The organism is Haematospirillum sp. 15-248, assembly GCF_012102665.1.
In the GTDB taxonomy this organism is placed as follows: domain Bacteria; phylum Pseudomonadota; class Alphaproteobacteria; order Rhodospirillales; family Rhodospirillaceae; genus Haematospirillum.
On record NZ_JAAVTF010000003.1, the window covers coordinates 82,456 to 97,552 of the forward strand.

At 57.6% G+C, this 15,097-nt stretch carries 18 protein-coding genes and 2 tRNA genes; 9 read left to right on the forward strand and 11 right to left on the reverse strand.

The genetic code is table 11. The features are described from left to right. Positions 1-51: 51 nt before the first annotated feature. Positions 52-702: a uracil phosphoribosyltransferase gene (upp, locus tag HEQ72_RS04900; protein WP_066132859.1), complete on the forward strand. Its 651-nt coding sequence runs from the start codon at positions 52-54 to the stop codon at positions 700-702. A 34-nt stretch (positions 703-736) separates the two neighbouring features. Here the strand turns inward: upp and HEQ72_RS04905 are convergent, their stop codons facing one another. The 6 genes from HEQ72_RS04905 to HEQ72_RS04930 all read right to left on the reverse strand — a co-directional run bounded on the left by HEQ72_RS04905 (position 737) and on the right by HEQ72_RS04930 (position 6,606). Beyond that, positions 737-1,294: a 6-carboxytetrahydropterin synthase gene (locus HEQ72_RS04905; RefSeq protein ID WP_168022730.1), complete on the reverse strand. Its 558-nt coding sequence runs from the start codon at positions 1,292-1,294 to the stop codon at positions 737-739. After that, entirely contained in the window at positions 1,294-1,956 is a 663-nt protein-coding gene (queE, locus tag HEQ72_RS04910; RefSeq protein ID WP_416046653.1) for a 7-carboxy-7-deazaguanine synthase, read from the reverse strand. The genes HEQ72_RS04905 and queE overlap by 1 nt, the downstream gene beginning before the upstream one ends. Continuing rightward, positions 1,932-2,642: a 7-cyano-7-deazaguanine synthase QueC gene (gene queC, locus HEQ72_RS04915; RefSeq protein WP_168020177.1), complete on the reverse strand. Its 711-nt coding sequence runs from the start codon at positions 2,640-2,642 to the stop codon at positions 1,932-1,934. Before queC ends, queE begins: the two co-directional genes overlap by 25 nt. A gap of 108 nt (positions 2,643-2,750) precedes the next feature. Then, complete coding sequence (locus tag HEQ72_RS04920; RefSeq protein ID WP_168022731.1) at positions 2,751-3,014, reverse strand: Lrp/AsnC ligand binding domain-containing protein; 264 nt, start codon at positions 3,012-3,014, stop codon at positions 2,751-2,753. A 76-nt stretch (positions 3,015-3,090) separates the two neighbouring features. Next, positions 3,091-5,673, reverse strand: coding sequence for a protein translocase subunit SecD (secD, locus tag HEQ72_RS04925; RefSeq protein ID WP_168022732.1), 2,583 nt, complete (start codon positions 5,671-5,673; stop codon positions 3,091-3,093). 150 nt (positions 5,674-5,823) lie between these two features. After that, the gene (locus tag HEQ72_RS04930; protein WP_168022733.1) at positions 5,824-6,606 is read right to left on the reverse strand and encodes a hypothetical protein; all 783 of its coding nucleotides are present in this window, start codon (positions 6,604-6,606) and stop codon (positions 5,824-5,826) included. A gap of 128 nt (positions 6,607-6,734) precedes the next feature. Here HEQ72_RS04930 and HEQ72_RS04935 point away from each other — a divergent pair, with 128 nt between their 5' ends. The 3 genes from HEQ72_RS04935 to HEQ72_RS04945 all read left to right on the forward strand — a co-directional run bounded on the left by HEQ72_RS04935 (position 6,735) and on the right by HEQ72_RS04945 (position 8,671). Continuing rightward, on the forward strand, positions 6,735-7,421 hold the full coding sequence (locus HEQ72_RS04935; protein ID WP_168020181.1) for a response regulator: 687 nt from the start codon (positions 6,735-6,737) through the stop codon (positions 7,419-7,421). An 83-nt stretch (positions 7,422-7,504) separates the two neighbouring features. Next, positions 7,505-8,515 carry a prolyl aminopeptidase gene (gene pip / locus HEQ72_RS04940; RefSeq protein WP_168020182.1) on the forward strand — a complete coding sequence of 337 codons (1,011 nt, stop codon included), beginning with the start codon at positions 7,505-7,507 and terminating at the stop codon, positions 8,513-8,515. A gap of 79 nt (positions 8,516-8,594) precedes the next feature. After that, a tRNA-Arg gene (locus HEQ72_RS04945) sits at positions 8,595-8,671 on the forward strand. A gap of 23 nt (positions 8,672-8,694) precedes the next feature. Here the strand turns inward: HEQ72_RS04945 and folE are convergent. Continuing rightward, positions 8,695-9,357, reverse strand: coding sequence for a GTP cyclohydrolase I FolE (gene folE / locus HEQ72_RS04950; protein WP_168022734.1), 663 nt, complete (start codon positions 9,355-9,357; stop codon positions 8,695-8,697). A gap of 295 nt (positions 9,358-9,652) precedes the next feature. Here folE and HEQ72_RS04955 point away from each other — a divergent pair. Then, a tRNA-Gly gene (locus HEQ72_RS04955) sits at positions 9,653-9,726 on the forward strand. A 121-nt stretch (positions 9,727-9,847) separates the two neighbouring features. On the opposite strand, the gene HEQ72_RS04960 is transcribed toward HEQ72_RS04955, so the two are convergent. Together HEQ72_RS04960 and HEQ72_RS04965 are read right to left on the reverse strand one after the other, a co-directional pair. Beyond that, the gene (locus tag HEQ72_RS04960) at positions 9,848-10,030 is read right to left on the reverse strand and encodes a helix-turn-helix transcriptional regulator (RefSeq protein WP_168020184.1); all 183 of its coding nucleotides are present in this window, start codon (positions 10,028-10,030) and stop codon (positions 9,848-9,850) included. 575 nt (positions 10,031-10,605) lie between these two features. Then, on the reverse strand, positions 10,606-11,574 hold the full coding sequence (locus tag HEQ72_RS04965) for a hypothetical protein (RefSeq protein WP_168022735.1): 969 nt from the start codon (positions 11,572-11,574) through the stop codon (positions 10,606-10,608). Positions 11,575-11,631: 57 nt separating this feature from the next. On the opposite strand from HEQ72_RS04965, the gene HEQ72_RS04970 reads away from it, so the two are divergent. The 4 genes from HEQ72_RS04970 to HEQ72_RS04985 are packed head-to-tail and all read left to right on the forward strand — an operon-like array spanning position 11,632 to position 14,078. Then, the gene (locus HEQ72_RS04970) at positions 11,632-12,525 is read left to right on the forward strand and encodes a hypothetical protein (protein ID WP_168022736.1); all 894 of its coding nucleotides are present in this window, start codon (positions 11,632-11,634) and stop codon (positions 12,523-12,525) included. Positions 12,526-12,548: 23 nt separating this feature from the next. Continuing rightward, positions 12,549-12,710, forward strand: coding sequence for a hypothetical protein (locus HEQ72_RS04975; protein ID WP_168022737.1), 162 nt, complete (start codon positions 12,549-12,551; stop codon positions 12,708-12,710). A 55-nt stretch (positions 12,711-12,765) separates the two neighbouring features. Beyond that, positions 12,766-13,455 carry a reverse transcriptase domain-containing protein gene (locus HEQ72_RS04980; protein ID WP_168022738.1) on the forward strand — a complete coding sequence of 230 codons (690 nt, stop codon included), beginning with the start codon at positions 12,766-12,768 and terminating at the stop codon, positions 13,453-13,455. A gap of 53 nt (positions 13,456-13,508) precedes the next feature. Beyond that, positions 13,509-14,078 carry a hypothetical protein gene (locus HEQ72_RS04985; protein WP_168020190.1) on the forward strand — a complete coding sequence of 190 codons (570 nt, stop codon included), beginning with the start codon at positions 13,509-13,511 and terminating at the stop codon, positions 14,076-14,078. Here HEQ72_RS04985 and HEQ72_RS04990 read toward each other — a convergent pair. Together HEQ72_RS04990 and HEQ72_RS04995 are read right to left on the reverse strand one after the other, a co-directional pair. Beyond that, positions 14,075-14,443, reverse strand: a complete 369-nt coding sequence (locus HEQ72_RS04990) for a hypothetical protein (RefSeq protein WP_168020192.1) — start codon at positions 14,441-14,443, stop codon at positions 14,075-14,077. The genes HEQ72_RS04985 and HEQ72_RS04990 overlap by 4 nt on opposite strands. Before the next feature lie 9 nt (positions 14,444-14,452). Then, entirely contained in the window at positions 14,453-14,617 is a 165-nt protein-coding gene (locus HEQ72_RS04995; protein WP_168020194.1) for a hypothetical protein, read from the reverse strand. Positions 14,618-15,097: the final 480 nt, after the last annotated feature.

Here is a 15,097-nt window from a genome sequence, read left to right on the forward strand (position 1 = left end):
AGAAAGTGTTATAAGCAGCGCCAGCCTTGCTATCACGACACAGAGGACCTCATGAAGCGCTCGGACGAGTTCCCGAACCTTTTCATCTGCGATCATCCGCTGATCCAGCACAAGCTGACCCATATGCGGGACGTTCAGACATCTACACGGACATTCCGTCAGTTGTTAAGAGAAATAGCCTTGTTGATGGGCTACGAGGTCACGCGTGACCTGCCACTGGCTTATGAGCGAATCAATACGCCTATGACACCCATGGATGCGCCGGTTATTGCAGGCCGGAAACTGGCTGTTGTTCCGATCCTGAGAGCTGGTAACGGAATGGCTGACGGCCTTCTTGAGCTGGTTCCCGGCGCACGTGTCGGTCATATTGGCTTGGCTCGTGATCATGATACCCACATGCCGGTCGAGTACCTCGTCAAGCTTCCCGACTGTGAAGGGCGGACCTTTATTCTGGTTGACCCCATGTTGGCGACGGGAAACTCGGCAGCCCATGCTGTTGATGTTCTTAATCGGCGCGGTATTCCCGACGAGCAGATTCTTTTCCTTGCGCTGGTTGCTGCGCCTGAAGGCATGCGCGCTTTCAACAAGAAGCATGCCGGTGTGCGTGTCTATGTTGCTGCCCTTGACGAACGTCTTGATGAACAGGCTTATATTCTACCCGGGCTGGGTGATGCCGGTGACCGCATGTTCGGAACCAAGTAACGCGCTTTCCCCGTAAGTTGGAACGGGAGTGCGGCTAACGCTGTACTCCCGCTTTTTGTTCGCTGTACTCAGCCCGGCAGTTTGGTGTTTCCCACACAACAATGCGTTCCAGGACAGCCAGCCCCTCGCTGCGTATTTGTACCCTGTCCTGCAAGCGTTGATACCAGTGCCGTGCCAAGGCTTCAGCTGTTGGGGCTTCTGGTATGATGTACAGACGGGTTGCAAGATGTGTATTGGTTGTCACGACAAAGCCATCCCGTGAAACAGCCTCCTCTAACCCTGCCATCCATTCGCCCTGTTCCTTTCCGGCAGGACAGAACATGGACAGGAGATCTGTATCCGACACTTCGGCGATAAAGCCGTGGTCGCAGGACGCATCGATGACGGCCATCATCTCTTCTTTCAGGAAGCCAAAGTCCAGAACCATACTGTCCTGTTCTCCGCCCCGATGAAGAGAGGATGCGTGGCAGATGGCTTCCACCTCGTAACGGTGCCCGTGGATATGCCTGCATTTTGATCCGTGTCGCATGATCCGGTGGCCGGCATCAATGCCGATACGACGGGTGATGAGAAAATGGTGGCCGTCGCTCATTACGGAATTCCAGTCAGTTTATGTATTTGCAGGCTCAGACGCCATTGAGGGAGCTGTTGGCATGTCTGGATGCAGGTTGCGAGTGACTCTGTTGCCGCATGACCATCCATCGGCTGCAAAAAGAAATGCCGGAATTTCAGCCCGGCCAGATACACAAGGTCCAGCCCCTGTTGAGGCCAGACCACCTTCAGCTCGTCGCCTTGCGTCAGAACCAGGTTGGAACCGGCTTTGGGGCTGACACAGATCCAGTCTATTCCATGCGGGGGGTCTTGGGTGCCGTTTGTTTCCACGGCAACCTCCATGCCGGCTTCATGGAAAGCTTGGACGAGGGATGTGTTCAGTTGCAGGAGAGGCTCCCCTCCTGTGCAGACAACATAGGGAGTACCGCCCAGTCCGGCGTTTTGATCCCAGCATGCGCGAACCGCGTGGGCCAACGCACGGGCAGAGGTGAATTTACCTCCTCCGGTTCCATTGGTTCCAACAAAGTCGGTGTCGCAGAAAGAGCATGTTGCCGTGCTGCGATCCTGTTCTCGTCCGCTCCACAAATTACATCCGGAAAAGCGGCAAAAGACAGCAGCCCGACCACTTTGGGCTCCTTCGCCCTGAAGGGTATAAAACAACTCCTTGATGCTATAGGTCATCGGTGGGCAGCCTGCTGCCATGCATCCCACCCTCGTGCCCGAAGTTCGCACGCCGGGCAGGTACCGCATCCATAGCCCCACGGGTGGCGATGATCGCGGTCGCCGGCATAGCAGGTGTGGGTTTTCTCAAGGATCAGATCTACAAGCTGTCCGCCGCCCAGATCATGGGCCATTGCCCACGTACCGGCTTTGTCGACCCACATCAGTGGAGTTTCGACAACAAAGCGGCAATCCATGCCAAGATTCAGGGCAACCTGCATCGCTTTCAGAGTATCGTCACGGCAATCCGGGTACCCCGAGAAATCAGTTTCGCAAACGCCGGTGACCAAGGTGCGTATTCCGCGCCGGTAGGCAATGGCTGCGGCATAGGTCAGAAACAAAAGATTGCGGCCTGGCACGAATGTATTGGGAAGTCCGTCGGACCCCGTGCGGAAGGCAACGGTTTCTGTCATGGCGGTCTGACTGATATCCGCCAGTGAACGGGCGTCGATGCGGTGGTCCACGCCAAGCCGGTTGCCCCAGTGCTTGTGCAGGGACGCAATGGATTCCCGGAAGCTGTGCCGAACTTCCAGTTCAATGGCATGGCGCTGTCGGTAGTCAAAGCCGACAGTTTCCACCCGTGTATAGCGTTCCAGAGCCCAGGCAAGGCATGTCGCCGAATCCTGACCGCCGGAGAACAGCACCAAGGCTGCATCATGATCCAGCATGGATAAAACCAGATGTGTTCAGGGAACCGAGGGGCACATAGGTAACCCCACCGCCAGTCCGCCGCAAGCCCCTATAGTACGGGCGACCTGTTCAGCTGTATCAGGATCCTACTTTTTCCCGTGCTGCGGTACGGTAAAGGCATTGAAGGTGATCACTGTAAAGGTATCGGCAACCCCGGACAGGGTTTGTACCTGCTCGGTGACAAAGCGGCCTGTATCGGTCTCATCCTCAAGATAAAACTTTGCCATCAGATCATAAGCGCCTGATATGGAGTAGATCTCGGAGATGTTGGAAATTTTTTCCACGGCTTGCCCCGCAACCCGGTACGCCTGCCCGGGGTTACATTTGATCATGACAAAAACAGGTTTCATATGAAGGCTCCATTATACCGGATCCTGTCGCCATGCCGCCCTTGCCCCATTCAGGCGGCATGGCCTTGTCATCCGGTCAGGTTTTGGTGGTTTCCCGCTCTTCCGACGGTACGAATCCCCCCAGATCGTACGCAGTACTCTTCTTGGATGTATTGTCCCCGTCATCTTGGGGTTGTCGCAGTCTCTCCTCGCCGAGATACAGAAGAATCGGTGCCGCGATGAAGATCGAGGAGCTTGTCGCCAGGATAATCCCGAACAACAGAACCCAGGCGAACGGCTGCAGGGATTCGCCGCCAAACAGCGCCAGTGGCAGGATGGCCAGCAGGGTGGAGAAGGACGTGGCAACGGTACGGCTCAGGGTCTCGTTGATCGAGAGGTCGATCAGCTCCCGGAGAGGCATCGCCTTGTAGATACGCAGGTTCTCGCGGACCCTGTCATAGACAACCACCTTGTCATTGATGGAAAAGCCCATCACGGTCAGGATCGCGGCAATGGCAGGCAAGTTGAACTCGATGCCGGTAAGGGCAAAAAAGCCGACAACCTTGGTGACATCCAGCAGCATGGTTGCCACGGCACCAACGCCAAACGGCCATTCAAACCGGAACCAGATATAGAGCAGCATGGCAATGGCCGCCAGGCCCAGTGCCAGCATACCATCCCGGAACAGCTCCTCGCTGACCGAGGCACCGATGTTCTCCACGCGCCGGATGATGGTGCCCGGAATATCAGACTGAAGGGCAGACTGTACGGTTTCCACAACAGCGGCCTGCGCCTTGTCGCCGCCACTCTGACGCTCCAGGCGGACCAGAATGTCCGTGTCGCTGCCAAAATGTTGCAGTTTAACCGGCCCTATGCCCAGTTTCTCCAGGTTGGTCCGCAGCGTACCGAAATCTGCCGGTTCAGGAGTTCGGATCTCCACAACCGTTCCACCGGCAAAATCCACGCCGTAGTTCAGTCCCGGAGTAAAGAACAGCACCACAGAGGCCAAGCTGAGAGCTGCCGACAGGCCCAGGCCAATGTTGCGGCCTTTCATAAAGGCAATACGGGTATCATCGGGAACAAACCGCAGGCGACGCCCGGGATGCAGCTCGGTCGGCTGGCGTAATCTCAGCCACCGGACGATCAGCATCCGCACCAGCAGGATGGCTGTGAACATCGAGATCAGGATGCCAAGACTGATCGTCACAGCAAAACCCCGAACAGCCCCTACGCCGACCATATACAGCAAGAGCATCTTGATCAGGGTGGTCGCATTGGCATCGACAATCGTGGCATAGGCCCGTCTGAACCCGGTTTCGATTGCTCCGGCCGGAACTTTGCCCCGCCGTGTTTCCTCGCGGATACGCTCATTGATCAGGATGTTGGCATCAACGGCCATGCCCAGAGACAGCAGGAGGCCGGCGATTCCGGGAAGAGTCAGGGTTGCCCCCATGGCAGACAGCGCCCCGATGGCCATGGCCAGGTTGACCAGCAAGGCCATATTGGCATAGAGACCGAAGCGACCATACGCGGCAGCCATATAGGTGATGACCAAGCCAAAGCCGACCGTCAGGGAAATCATGCCGGCACGGATTGCATCGGCGCCAAGATCCGGCCCCACAGTCCGTTCCTCGACAACGGTCAGAGGCGCAGGCAGGGCCCCGGCGCGCAGCAGGACAGCCAGATCATTGGCGGAAGCCGCATTGAAGGAGCCGGAAATCTGCCCCCGTCCCCCGACAATGGGCTCCCGGATCACCGGAGCAGAAATAACCTTTCCGTCCAGAACAATCGCAAAGGGCTTGCCGACATGCCGTGTGGTGATATCAGCAAAGCGGCGTCCGCCAAAGTCGTTGAAGGCAAAGGTAACAAGCCATTCGCCGGTTCTCTGGTCAACAGTTGGTCGGGCATCGGTCAGGTGAGACCCATCAACCTCGGCTTGCCGCCGTATCACAATGTGCGATGGTCCGCGTCCGGTGTCCGTCATGGGCAGCCACTGGAAACCGGGTGGGGCGGGTGTACCCGGACGCAGGGTCTGGTCACCAACCATGTGAAAGCTCATCTTGGCGGTTTGCCCCAGCAGGGCCTTGATCCGGCCGGGGTCTGATTCACCGGGAAGCTGGACAATAATACGGTCTTCGCCCTGCCGTGCAATCATGGGTTCCCGCGTGCCGAGTTCATCGATACGCCGTCGGACAATCTCGATCGATTGTCCGACGGCCTGCCGTGCCCGTTCTTGCATGGCTGCCGGATTGGGACGCAGCACAATGCGGGTTCCCTCGGCCTCAATCTCGTAATCCCGGTAGGCTGTTCCCCCGACACTGACGGCAGAATCCAGTTTTCCCAAGGCATCGAGGGCAGCGGTTTTTTGCCCTGCATCCACCAAGTCGAAGCGAACGGTTCCACCATCAACACCCAGCCCTGTATAGCGTATCCGTGCATCCCGCAGCAGGTTGCGTGTGCTGTCCACGGTGCCTTCGACCCGTTCCTGTGACAGCGTGTCCAGATCGACCTTCAGCATAAGATAGGACCCGCCGCGCAGATCCAGGCCCAGATTGATCCGGGTATCGGGCATCCATGATGGCATGTCCTGTTCCGGAATCAGGTTGGGAAGGCCAAGAAGAATACCGACCAGGCAGATCGTAATGACCAGTGTTGTTTTTATCTTTGAAAAATAGAGCATCAGCAGTGTGTATCCGTCAGGGGGCAGGGGCGGACAGCCAGATTACAGTAAGGCCGGGATGAGTCCCCGGCCAGATAGGGCAAGATAATATATGGTTTCCAAGTATGCATGCGCTCGGCTTGTATTGATGTCCATGCCAGAATGTGGGCGTCAGTCTACTGCCCGTGCCAGTGAAGGCAAGCCTGCTGACGGCAATATTTGCAGAAAATCTGGTTCGGTCAGGGTGATGAGGTAACCTGCGCGCTTTTCAATATAGCCCCGGATCTGCACGTTCCGTCCGGACAGTTTACGGAGGGTCATGCCCGCCCTTTCCAGCCGTCTGGTTGTTGCCGGTGGCAGAAAGACAGAGAAATCAGTGCGCCAGTCCGCTCCGAAATCCAGATAGGCTCCCTTGTTTGTGCGGGTTGTACGACGCACTATACCCTCCACAATCCGGAAGGTTCCCTGGTCATCCTGCCCGACTGTATCGGCTTGCTTCAGGATCTTGGCCTGTTGCCACTGTTCGCGGTCTTTCATGCGGGTTCCGGATTCGCGACCCAGAAGTTTTCGCGCCGATTCGCCGGCGCCGGGTGTTGGCACAACAAAGGCCAGGCCGGACAGGACCAGTTGTTCTTGTACCCACAGGTCGTCGCGCTCCCTATAGACATCACCCGAGAGCCTGCCATGCCGATCCGGCAAGGGGGGGGAGGCCGATATGCATATACGCTCACCATCCAGAAGGGTTCTCAGGTAAGGTAACGTGACAGGGTCTGTGATGGTATCTATGCCGTTCAGTTTGATGGTTGTGCCATCCTGAAGGGCAATGGACCGCAGGTTTTCTACGCCCCCGAACACCCCGCACGACCTTTTCGGGCCTGCCTGTGCAGGTATGTGTAGCATCAGGCACAGAACAACCTGAAGGCACAGGACTTGGGGAAGAGACCCCGAAAACATGATGTTTCTTTCCGGTACAGAAAAATAGTCCTTCAGACCTAACCCGAAGCCTTGCGCGGCATCAAGGACCCTGCAATCCTTTCCATGTGAGCGAACATGGCAGCTCGGGAGTCGGGATCATCAACCAGGTGCGCAAAAGTTACGGCGATACCGGTACCGAGGTCGAGGGTGACCGGACAGGTACTGTCTGCGGCAAGGTCATGGTTGCAGATGACCATGCCGTTTTCCGCGAAGGGCTGCGCCTTTTGATGGAAGCGCGCGCTTTTTGTGGTGTTGTGCTGGAAGCCTTCGACGGGGATTCTGCACGTGCAGCCGTGCTGGCGCATCCGGATATTGACCTTGCTGTTCTTGATCTCAACATGCCGGGTATGGAGAGTATGGCTCTCCTGAAAGACCTTCGGTCCAGCCATCCGGCCTTGGCCATTGTTGTGTTGACGGCTTCGGAGCGGCGGAATGACATGCGGGCGGCCATGGCTGCCGGTGCTACGGGCTATATTCCAAAGTCCTTTCCAATTAACAAGATCCTTGCTGCCCTGGAAAAGATTCTGGCCGGTGAGAACTTCTTTCCGGCGGATGCCCTTCCAGATGATGGGATACCGCCCGAGCTTGGCAATATTTCTCTCAGCCCCCGCCAGCGCGAGGTTCTCTCCCTGATTGCGCGAGGCAAGAGCAACAAGGAAATTGCCCGCCTTCTGGATACAGCCTTGCCTACCGTCAAGAACCATGTCGCCAATATATTCGAGAAACTCGGGACCAGAAATCGGGTTGCGGCTGTCAATCTGGGTCGCAAGGTTGGCCTGATACCAGACGAATAGCCTCTCCTTTCTGGTATGATGCCGTGATGGCAGGACCTGTGGTGCTGCTTCTGGTCTGTTCAGGTCTGGGGATTCTCCAAGAGATGTGCGCAAAACCTACCCAGCACCACGTTGATTCTGTTGATATCAGAAAGCGTGGAAAGCCATATGATCTGGTCGATACTTATGCATCCGGCTTGCTGGATGTTGGTGATGGTCATCAGCTTTATTGGGAGGAATGCGGGAATCCGGAAGGTATTCCTGTCGTTTATATTCATGGTGGTCCGGGTGCTGGGTGTGCGCCTGTTCATCGTACGTTTTTCAATCCATCACGGTATCGTATTGTCTTGTTCGACCAGAGAGGGGCAGGACGTTCCCTTCCCTATGCTTGTATCCATGCCAATACGACCAGGCATTTGATTGATGACATGGAGGCTTTGCGGGTCTTTCTCGGGATTGATCGCTGGCTGCTGTTTGGTGGGTCGTGGGGCAGTACGCTGGCTTTGGCCTATGGACAGGCTTACCCCGGTCGCGTGCTGGGGTTTGTCTTGCGCGGTGTGTTCCTTTTTACACGTGCAGAGGTAGACTGGTTTCTGAACGGAATGCAGCATTTTTACCCCGAAGCAGCCCGCTGTTTTTACGAATTTCTTCCCGAGGATGAGCGGTCTGTCTGTCTGGAGGCAATGTATCGTCGCCTTTGTGATCCAGATCCAGCCATTCACGGGCCTGCAGCAGATGCGTGGGCCCGGTACGAGGATGCCTGTGCCCGCTTGGTGCCCCTGCCTTTTATCCCGTCGATTGTTCGTGAAGATGGGCAAAGATGCAGTCTTGCCATTGCCAGACTGGAGGCCCACTACATGATCCATAAGGGGTTCTTGGCCGAGAACCAGCTGCTGGATTGTCTCGATACCGTACGGCATCTGCCCTGCCATATTGTACAGGGGCGCCACGATGTGATTTGTCCGCCGCGTGCGGCATATGCCTTGAACCAAGCGTGGCCGGGCAGTGCACTGGTCATGGTTCCCGACAGTGGTCATGCCGCCATGGAAGCCAGTTTGCGCAGTGCGTTGGTTGCCGCTGTTGATACGTTTGCCAATCAGCTTGGGCAGGGCTGACAAGAAAAACTGGAAAAGAAGTGGATCAGGCTGTTATAAGGACGCGGTTCTTGCCCGTATCGGGCAGGACGTGTGGTATGTCTCCGTAGCTCAGCTGGATAGAGCACAGGATTCCTAATCCTGGGGCCGTGGGTTCGAATCCCGCCGGGGACACCATCATCCTTCTTCCCTATATGATTTCAGCGGGTTGAGCTGATCACGGCCAGAAATTCTCGCCGTGTGGCGCTGTCTTCCCGGAAGGCTCCCAGCATGCGGCTGGTGACCATGTTGACACCCGTTTTGTGAACGCCGCGGGTTGTCATGCATTGGTGGCTGGCTTCTATGACGACAGCAACACCTTTTGGCTCCAGCACATCCTGTATCGCGCCGGCAATCTGGGCTGTCATTTTTTCCTGAATTTGCAATCGCTTTGCATACAGATCCACAATCCGGGCCAGCTTCGAGATACCGACAACCCGCCGATCCGGCAGATAGGCAACGTGGGCCCGGCCAATAATGGCTGCCAGATGGTGTTCGCAATGGCTTTCGAAGGTGATGTCTTTAAGGACAACCATCTCGTCGTACCCCTCGACCTCTTCAAAGGTGCGACGCAGGTATTCCTCGGGGTCATTGCCATAACCGGAGCACCATTCCTCCCACGCACGGGCAACGCGGGCAGGCGTTTCAATCAGTCCTTCTCGCGTGGGATCATCCCCGGCCCACCGCAGCAGGGTGCGCACAGCTTCCTCGGCATCCTGTCGTGAGGGGCGTTCGATGGCCTCGCCCTGTGTGACGGATGACTGAACCGTGGACAGTGTGCTGGTCGGTGTAGAGCGCAATGTTTCTCTCCGGGGATCGGTCATTGTTTCACCTGGGCTGTGCGCGGGCGTCAGGGGACGTTGTTTTCCTGACTGTCGGATCATGTTCATGCTTGTTGTGTCAAGCAAAAAGCAGGCTTTTGTTTGATGATCAGAGCGGCCTTGCATGTTGAGTCTGTGCCTTGGAGAATTCCCTGCTCTGTTGTTCCAATCAGGGCGGATTGATCCTCGGGCCACATCGAATGATGTCTATTCACCGTATCTTTCTATTTATGGCCTTGCCAAGAACGTTGGCTGACCGTATAGATCCTGTCCTCGAACAAGGATTGTACCTTGGTGTGCGGGTGTAGCTCAATGGTAGAGCAGAAGCTTCCCAAGCTTACGACGAGGGTTCGATTCCCTTCACCCGCTCCAAACTTTTCCACAGAAAACCAGTTAGTTAGAGCCGGTCGCAAGGTTGAGCGCTTCGCGTATTCGGGCCTTGAATACGCCTATAGTACGTTTTCAGCGGGGATTTCGGGGGAGGCGGGGCACCTTACTGACATGCCCCGTTCACCCATGCTTCCAGGTCGGAGCGGGTGTACAGGACTACCTTGCCCCCTGGCCTCCTGAACTTTGGCCCCTTGCTCTGGCTGGCCCAGTTGGCGAGGGTCTTGGGCTGAACATGCAGGAACGCGGCAGCCTGTTCGCGGGTCATGTACGTGGACTGAACTTCCATACGGTTCTCCAGAGACGACGAAGCCCGCACGATGGCGGGCCGATGGCGGTTGATGATGTGAAGGGGAAGCTCCCACCCGCGTGAGCGAGTGAGGGCGGTAGGGGTTACCTGAACGAGTACGGATCATCGTAAGGGGCGTAATACGACGATGCGTATGCCCCGAACTTCTTATCGAACTCGCGGTGGCTCTGCGGATTGGCCTTCAGGTATTCGATTGCCCCCTGAGAGGGGGTCGGGAACAGCTTGCGACCGCAACGGGGCAAAGAGTTCCCCCCGATTTACGGTCGTACCGTAGACCTTCTGAAATTCCCTGAGATTGTCCTCATCCTCGGTGTCTCTCATCATGTTCACGACAACATCGGGAAGGGTGCGAGCGTCCATTTGCTGGAGCTGTTCAGCGGCGTAAGGCGCGGACGAGCTTGCCTTCCCCTGATGCCACGCGGGGGCAGTCTGCTGCTGTTTCGGCGGTGCGGCGGGCTGCTGCTGCTTGGCCGAACCCACCGGCTGGGGTGCCGATTGTCCTTGCTGCTGTTGCCCCTGCAAAGAATCCGTATTGGCGTACTCGTTGCTGGCCCTCACCAAGTCAACGGCCTTCTTCTGGGCCTCAGTTCGGAAGTCGGTGAAGCTCGCACCAAGGTTGGCCTTACTCCATTTCCTGGCCCAGTCATAGAACTCGGCAGCCGCTTGGGAGGCGACCAACGCTTGCTTGCCGAACTGCCTTTCGGGCTGCTAATGATCCCTCGGTACACACCGTCTTGGAGCTGGTGCATTTCCTGAGACCCCAGGATCGGGTCCTTGCGGCCCTCCTGGTACTGGAGGATTTCCTCGTTGATCTTCTCGAAGCGTCCACGGGTCATCAGACCGTGGGTGAAGGCATTCATGGCCCGAACCCGGAGCTGGGTCGGGTCCTCCTGCCCGGTGTACAGGCCCTTGGTGATCTGGAAGACGCTGTTCGGGTCGTCCGATTTCACCTCTTCCCCGGCCCCCGGGTAGACCTGCTGGAAGTGCAGCATGGCCTGGGCCTTCATCGGGTCCAGACGGGTCAGTTTCTTGAACTGGGGAGACTTGCGGAGGTCCTGGGTCGGATCGGCACTGATCTCGTCGCCAAGGGCGGAATGGAGGGTCCACTCCTGTTCCGCCCGGTCGTGCTGATCCGTCGCCCAATCGTGCTGCTGCATGGTCCACTTCCAGGACTGTTCAGCACGGGGCTTGGTCACCTCATCGTGGTACTTCCGGTCCTCGACAGCCCAGGTCCAACGCTGGTCATTGCGCTGGCGCTCCTCGATATGCTGCTGGGCCTGCTCCATCTTGGTCCGAATGACCGGGTCCTTGGACAAGACGGTATTGCCGGTCTTCAAATGGTCCAGCACGGACAACATGCTGGGGTCTTTGGAGGTCGAGGCAGCATCCATTACGGCTTCAGCCATGATTTGCCGGGACTTGGACCCAGACAGGCCCTTGCTGAACATACAGTCGATTTCCGACTGAATGCCTGCCGCCCGTTCCTCCACGGGAAGATCGGTACGGGTGGCCCAGCGGCTCACGGAAATGCGGGAGTTGGCATCCACGTCCTTCTCGATCTAAGCCACCCGGAACCGGACATGCTCCTGTCAGACGTTGTGATTGTAATGATCGATCAGCGGGTCCAGCACCTCGGTCAGCTCAGTGGGACGGAACTCACCACCGCTGGCCTTGATCTTCTCACGGAACGCCTGGGACTGCTGGGCCAGGAACTGGTTCAGCTTGCCGGTGTCATCGGAGTTCTTGAGGTCACCATTCTGGTTCTAGGCCAGGGTCACGTCCCGACCATACTTCTCGCCAAGGGCGCGGAGCTGCTGCTCACGCCACCCCTTCTGGAACCAGGGGGAGGCACCAGCCGGGATCACGCCTTGGTCCACGAGGTCCTTGAACGCCTTCTTGTTCAGATCGGCGTCCTTCATCAGGGCATCGCGGTACGTTTGGTTGTCCTGTGCTGCTTCCTCTTTGGCTTGCTTGTCGATGTACGAGCCTGCCAGCTCCATCAGCTTGGGCTGGATTTGACCCAGGCCCTGGGCAAGCTGGGTGATCATGCTGTCGCCCTGCTGCTGAACGGCTTCAGCCTGAGGGCGGTAATAAATGTCCACGGGACGAGCATCGGGGCGAAGCTGGGCCTGTGCGAGGTCTGCGACTTGAACGCGGTCTTTCATGTGGTTCCGTTCTGTTGTGGGCACACCTCGGGGACCGGCAGCATGGGGCTGTTACCGGAGAGGTACGCTTCGTTGGGGGCAGGGCAAGAGGGGCAGAGGCTGGTTGGATTGACCCACCCGCCTGTAACGCTTATGGTGTGCATCACCCCTAGCATGAGGCTCCCGCGATGGCGGTCCTCCGAGGTATCGGCTCTCCGATGCCCAGGATGTCCGCTTGCTGGTCACCCTGAATGTTGGCTTTCCGGAGCCATGGGGACGTCCTTGGTTGTGGTCACGGTGTTCCGTTCTGGCGGAACACTGGCCTGCTAGGGGATTAGCAGAGGAGTGCCGAGATGAAGAAAAATTATCTCGGTCCGGTTCTCGGGCTGATCGAGTTGGTGACTGCTCTCGTAAAGCTCGCCTACTGGATTGAGAAGCTCGTGACCGTGACCGCTAACTACCTGAGACGCCCCATTGAAAATCAGGAATTATACGCAGAGATTTCAGCTATCTAGCGGGAAGTTCGTCTACGTTCAGGAGGACGAATGTCGCGCCAAGGGGCGGCAATTGTTGAGGTGGTCTCTGAAGAAATGGAGGCCACCGGGCTTTTATTTTCACTACCAGGATGGTGGGCATGTCGCGGCCATCAAGACCCACTTGGGAAGCCAATACTTCGCCAGGGCAGACCTGGAACGGTTCTTCTGGCACGTCACCCGGAACAAGGTGGTCCGAGCGTTGAAGCGGATCGGGTTCTGGTACGGTGACGCATACGAGTACGCAGTGAATGCGACCGTTGCCGACAAGGGGCGCTACTTCCTGCCCTTCGGCTTCGTTGAGTCCCCCTACCTCGCTACCATCTGCCTGGACAAGAGCAAGCTGGGGCTTGCTTTCCGGGAGTTGATGGACAAGGGGATCAAGCTGTCCGTCTACGTTGATGACGTGATCCTGTCCGGTGACGACAAGGCAGAGCTTGAGCAAGCCTTGGAGTTGATTGGACGGGTGGGCAGCGAGGTGGGATTCCCCCTCAACGCCACCAAGGTCCAGCGAGCTGGGCCAGAGGTGTCCGCGTTCAACATCGAGGCTGGCACTGGCCGGATGGCTGTGACAGACCACAGGATGCGGGAATTTGAAGCGGCAGTCCTCGAAGCCGGTGACGCCCCCAGGTCCCGTGCCATCATCGCTTACGTCTCGACGGTGAACCGGGACCAATCCGATGCCCTGACCGAGCTGCTGGAGGCCGCGCCCCATGCCGCCCCGTGATTGTCCTTGCTGCCCCCTCGCAAGGGGGGCATCGGGGCGGGTCACGGGTCAGCATGGGGCTTGCCCTGGTCATGTGCCTGGGATCAGGCGTCCACCCGGCCAATGGTCGGCGGCTTGCCCGAACCGTTCGCCTTGATGGTGTCGAACAGCTTGGTCATGGCCTCGGTTGCGCTGGACTGGAGAATGCCGTCCTTGTCCAGGAACACGACGTTTTGATGGGGGTCTCTCATTATGGAGATGAAGCCACCACCGGGGCAGGTGATGACAGTGGTATCAATGGCAGAGTTCATGTGCTGTTGGTCCTTGGGTTAGACGGGGACGGCGCAAAGGTCGTTGTCGTTGAAAGCGGGTTGCTGGGGGATCGGGGCTTGGTCGTATCCGTGGACAGGGCGCTGAAGCTGGCGGATGGTCTGGTCCACCTTCTCGAAATGGAGGACGACATACGGCAGGGACAACGGGGTGACGTTCCCGTTGGTGTCCCTGGTTATGCCCTCATGCCAGACAACAAAAGGCCCCCACTCAGCAGGGGCCTTCCAGGTCTTCTTCTTGTACCCTTCCACGGGTTCGTCGGGGTCATAGACCTTGGTTCGCAGGTTGCCGTTGGTGACGTATTACGCCATTAGTGGCGGGCCTTGCTGATCTTGATCAGGCCAGAGCGGACAGCCGCCCGATACTTCATTTCCCCCTTGGGGGTCTTCAGGATCAACTTGCCATTCTGGCCCTTCCTGATCTCCAGACCCTCGCCAAGCTGGGCCCTCAGCAGGGCATCCGGGTTGATGGTGTCCAGGTTCTCCAGGTACGCCTGGGCAACCTTCTGGTATCCCGAGGTGGTCCGCTTGCGGGCCTGATCCTGGACGGCCTGTTTCATCAGATCGCGGCTCTTGGGGGCCTGGGAAGCCCACGCGAACACGTCATCCGCATGGGGGCCGACACGATCCACCACGGCACGGGCCTGAGCTTCAAAGGCTCCCCGCACCTGATCCACCATGGCGCGGACCTAGGCAGGCTCCTTGCCCATCTTGGAAGCGGCTTGGATGATGTGAGCCTCCCGCACCTCCTGCCCGTTGGAGATGTCCAGGACCGCCCCCACGGCAGTGCTGGGGCTGACATGGTTGCCCTTGTCGTCAATGATGGTGGTCGGTTCGGGGGTGATGTGGCTCATGGTGGTTCCTATGGGAATGGCGAAATACCACCCGACCTCCTAAGAAATAGGAAGACAGGTGGTGACAGACGAAGGCAGGGGATAGGCGATGGTCAGCCTCTGGGTTCTAGGGGTTCACCCTGTCCAGCAGAGGACATTCCATGCTGTTCAGCATGGGTTGTTTCTTGGGGGAGGTGGTACGGGTACTCCGTCCTTACCCACACCTCAGTCAGACCAAGGTGGAATCTTCCAAGCAACCAAATGACAGCATCATGATAACCAAGGCTGTACCAGTAGAGTGACCATGAGGTAACAGCATTGGTATGTGATCACAGAGGCCCCATGTATTGGTGCAAACTATTTCCAAAGCACTGATACGGCAGGGAAATTTCATATCAGTCGTGGTCTGGCAACTCGGCAGCCACGGGGTGGTGCGGAGAGGTCACAGCCCCACACCACCCCGGCCCACAGTCGGACAGGAACCACCCTGCACATGTATTG

Coding starts and splice junctions, on each gene's coding strand:
- upp (WP_066132859.1), top strand. CDS start 52: ATGAAGCGCTCGGACGAGTTCCCGAACCTTTTCATCTGCGATCATCCG.
- HEQ72_RS04905 (WP_168022730.1), bottom strand. CDS start 1,294: ATGAGCGACGGCCACCATTTTCTCATCACCCGTCGTATCGGCATTGAT.
- queE (WP_416046653.1), bottom strand. CDS start 1,956: ATGGCAGCAGGCTGCCCACCGATGACCTATAGCATCAAGGAGTTGTTT.
- queC (WP_168020177.1), bottom strand. CDS start 2,642: ATGCTGGATCATGATGCAGCCTTGGTGCTGTTCTCCGGCGGTCAGGAT.
- HEQ72_RS04920 (WP_168022731.1), bottom strand. CDS start 3,014: ATGAAACCTGTTTTTGTCATGATCAAATGTAACCCCGGGCAGGCGTAC.
- secD (WP_168022732.1), bottom strand. CDS start 5,673: ATGCTCTATTTTTCAAAGATAAAAACAACACTGGTCATTACGATCTGC.
- HEQ72_RS04930 (WP_168022733.1), bottom strand. CDS start 6,606: ATGTTTTCGGGGTCTCTTCCCCAAGTCCTGTGCCTTCAGGTTGTTCTG.
- pip (WP_168020182.1), top strand. CDS start 7,505: ATGTGCGCAAAACCTACCCAGCACCACGTTGATTCTGTTGATATCAGA.
- folE (WP_168022734.1), bottom strand. CDS start 9,357: ATGACCGATCCCCGGAGAGAAACATTGCGCTCTACACCGACCAGCACA.
- HEQ72_RS04960 (WP_168020184.1), bottom strand. CDS start 10,030: ATGGAAGTTCAGTCCACGTACATGACCCGCGAACAGGCTGCCGCGTTC.
- HEQ72_RS04970 (WP_168022736.1), top strand. CDS start 11,632: ATGCTCCTGTCAGACGTTGTGATTGTAATGATCGATCAGCGGGTCCAG.
- HEQ72_RS04975 (WP_168022737.1), top strand. CDS start 12,549: ATGAAGAAAAATTATCTCGGTCCGGTTCTCGGGCTGATCGAGTTGGTG.
- HEQ72_RS04985 (WP_168020190.1), top strand. CDS start 13,509: ATGGGGCTTGCCCTGGTCATGTGCCTGGGATCAGGCGTCCACCCGGCC.
- HEQ72_RS04990 (WP_168020192.1), bottom strand. CDS start 14,443: ATGGTGGATCAGGTGCGGGGAGCCTTTGAAGCTCAGGCCCGTGCCGTG.
- HEQ72_RS04995 (WP_168020194.1), bottom strand. CDS start 14,617: ATGAGCCACATCACCCCCGAACCGACCACCATCATTGACGACAAGGGC.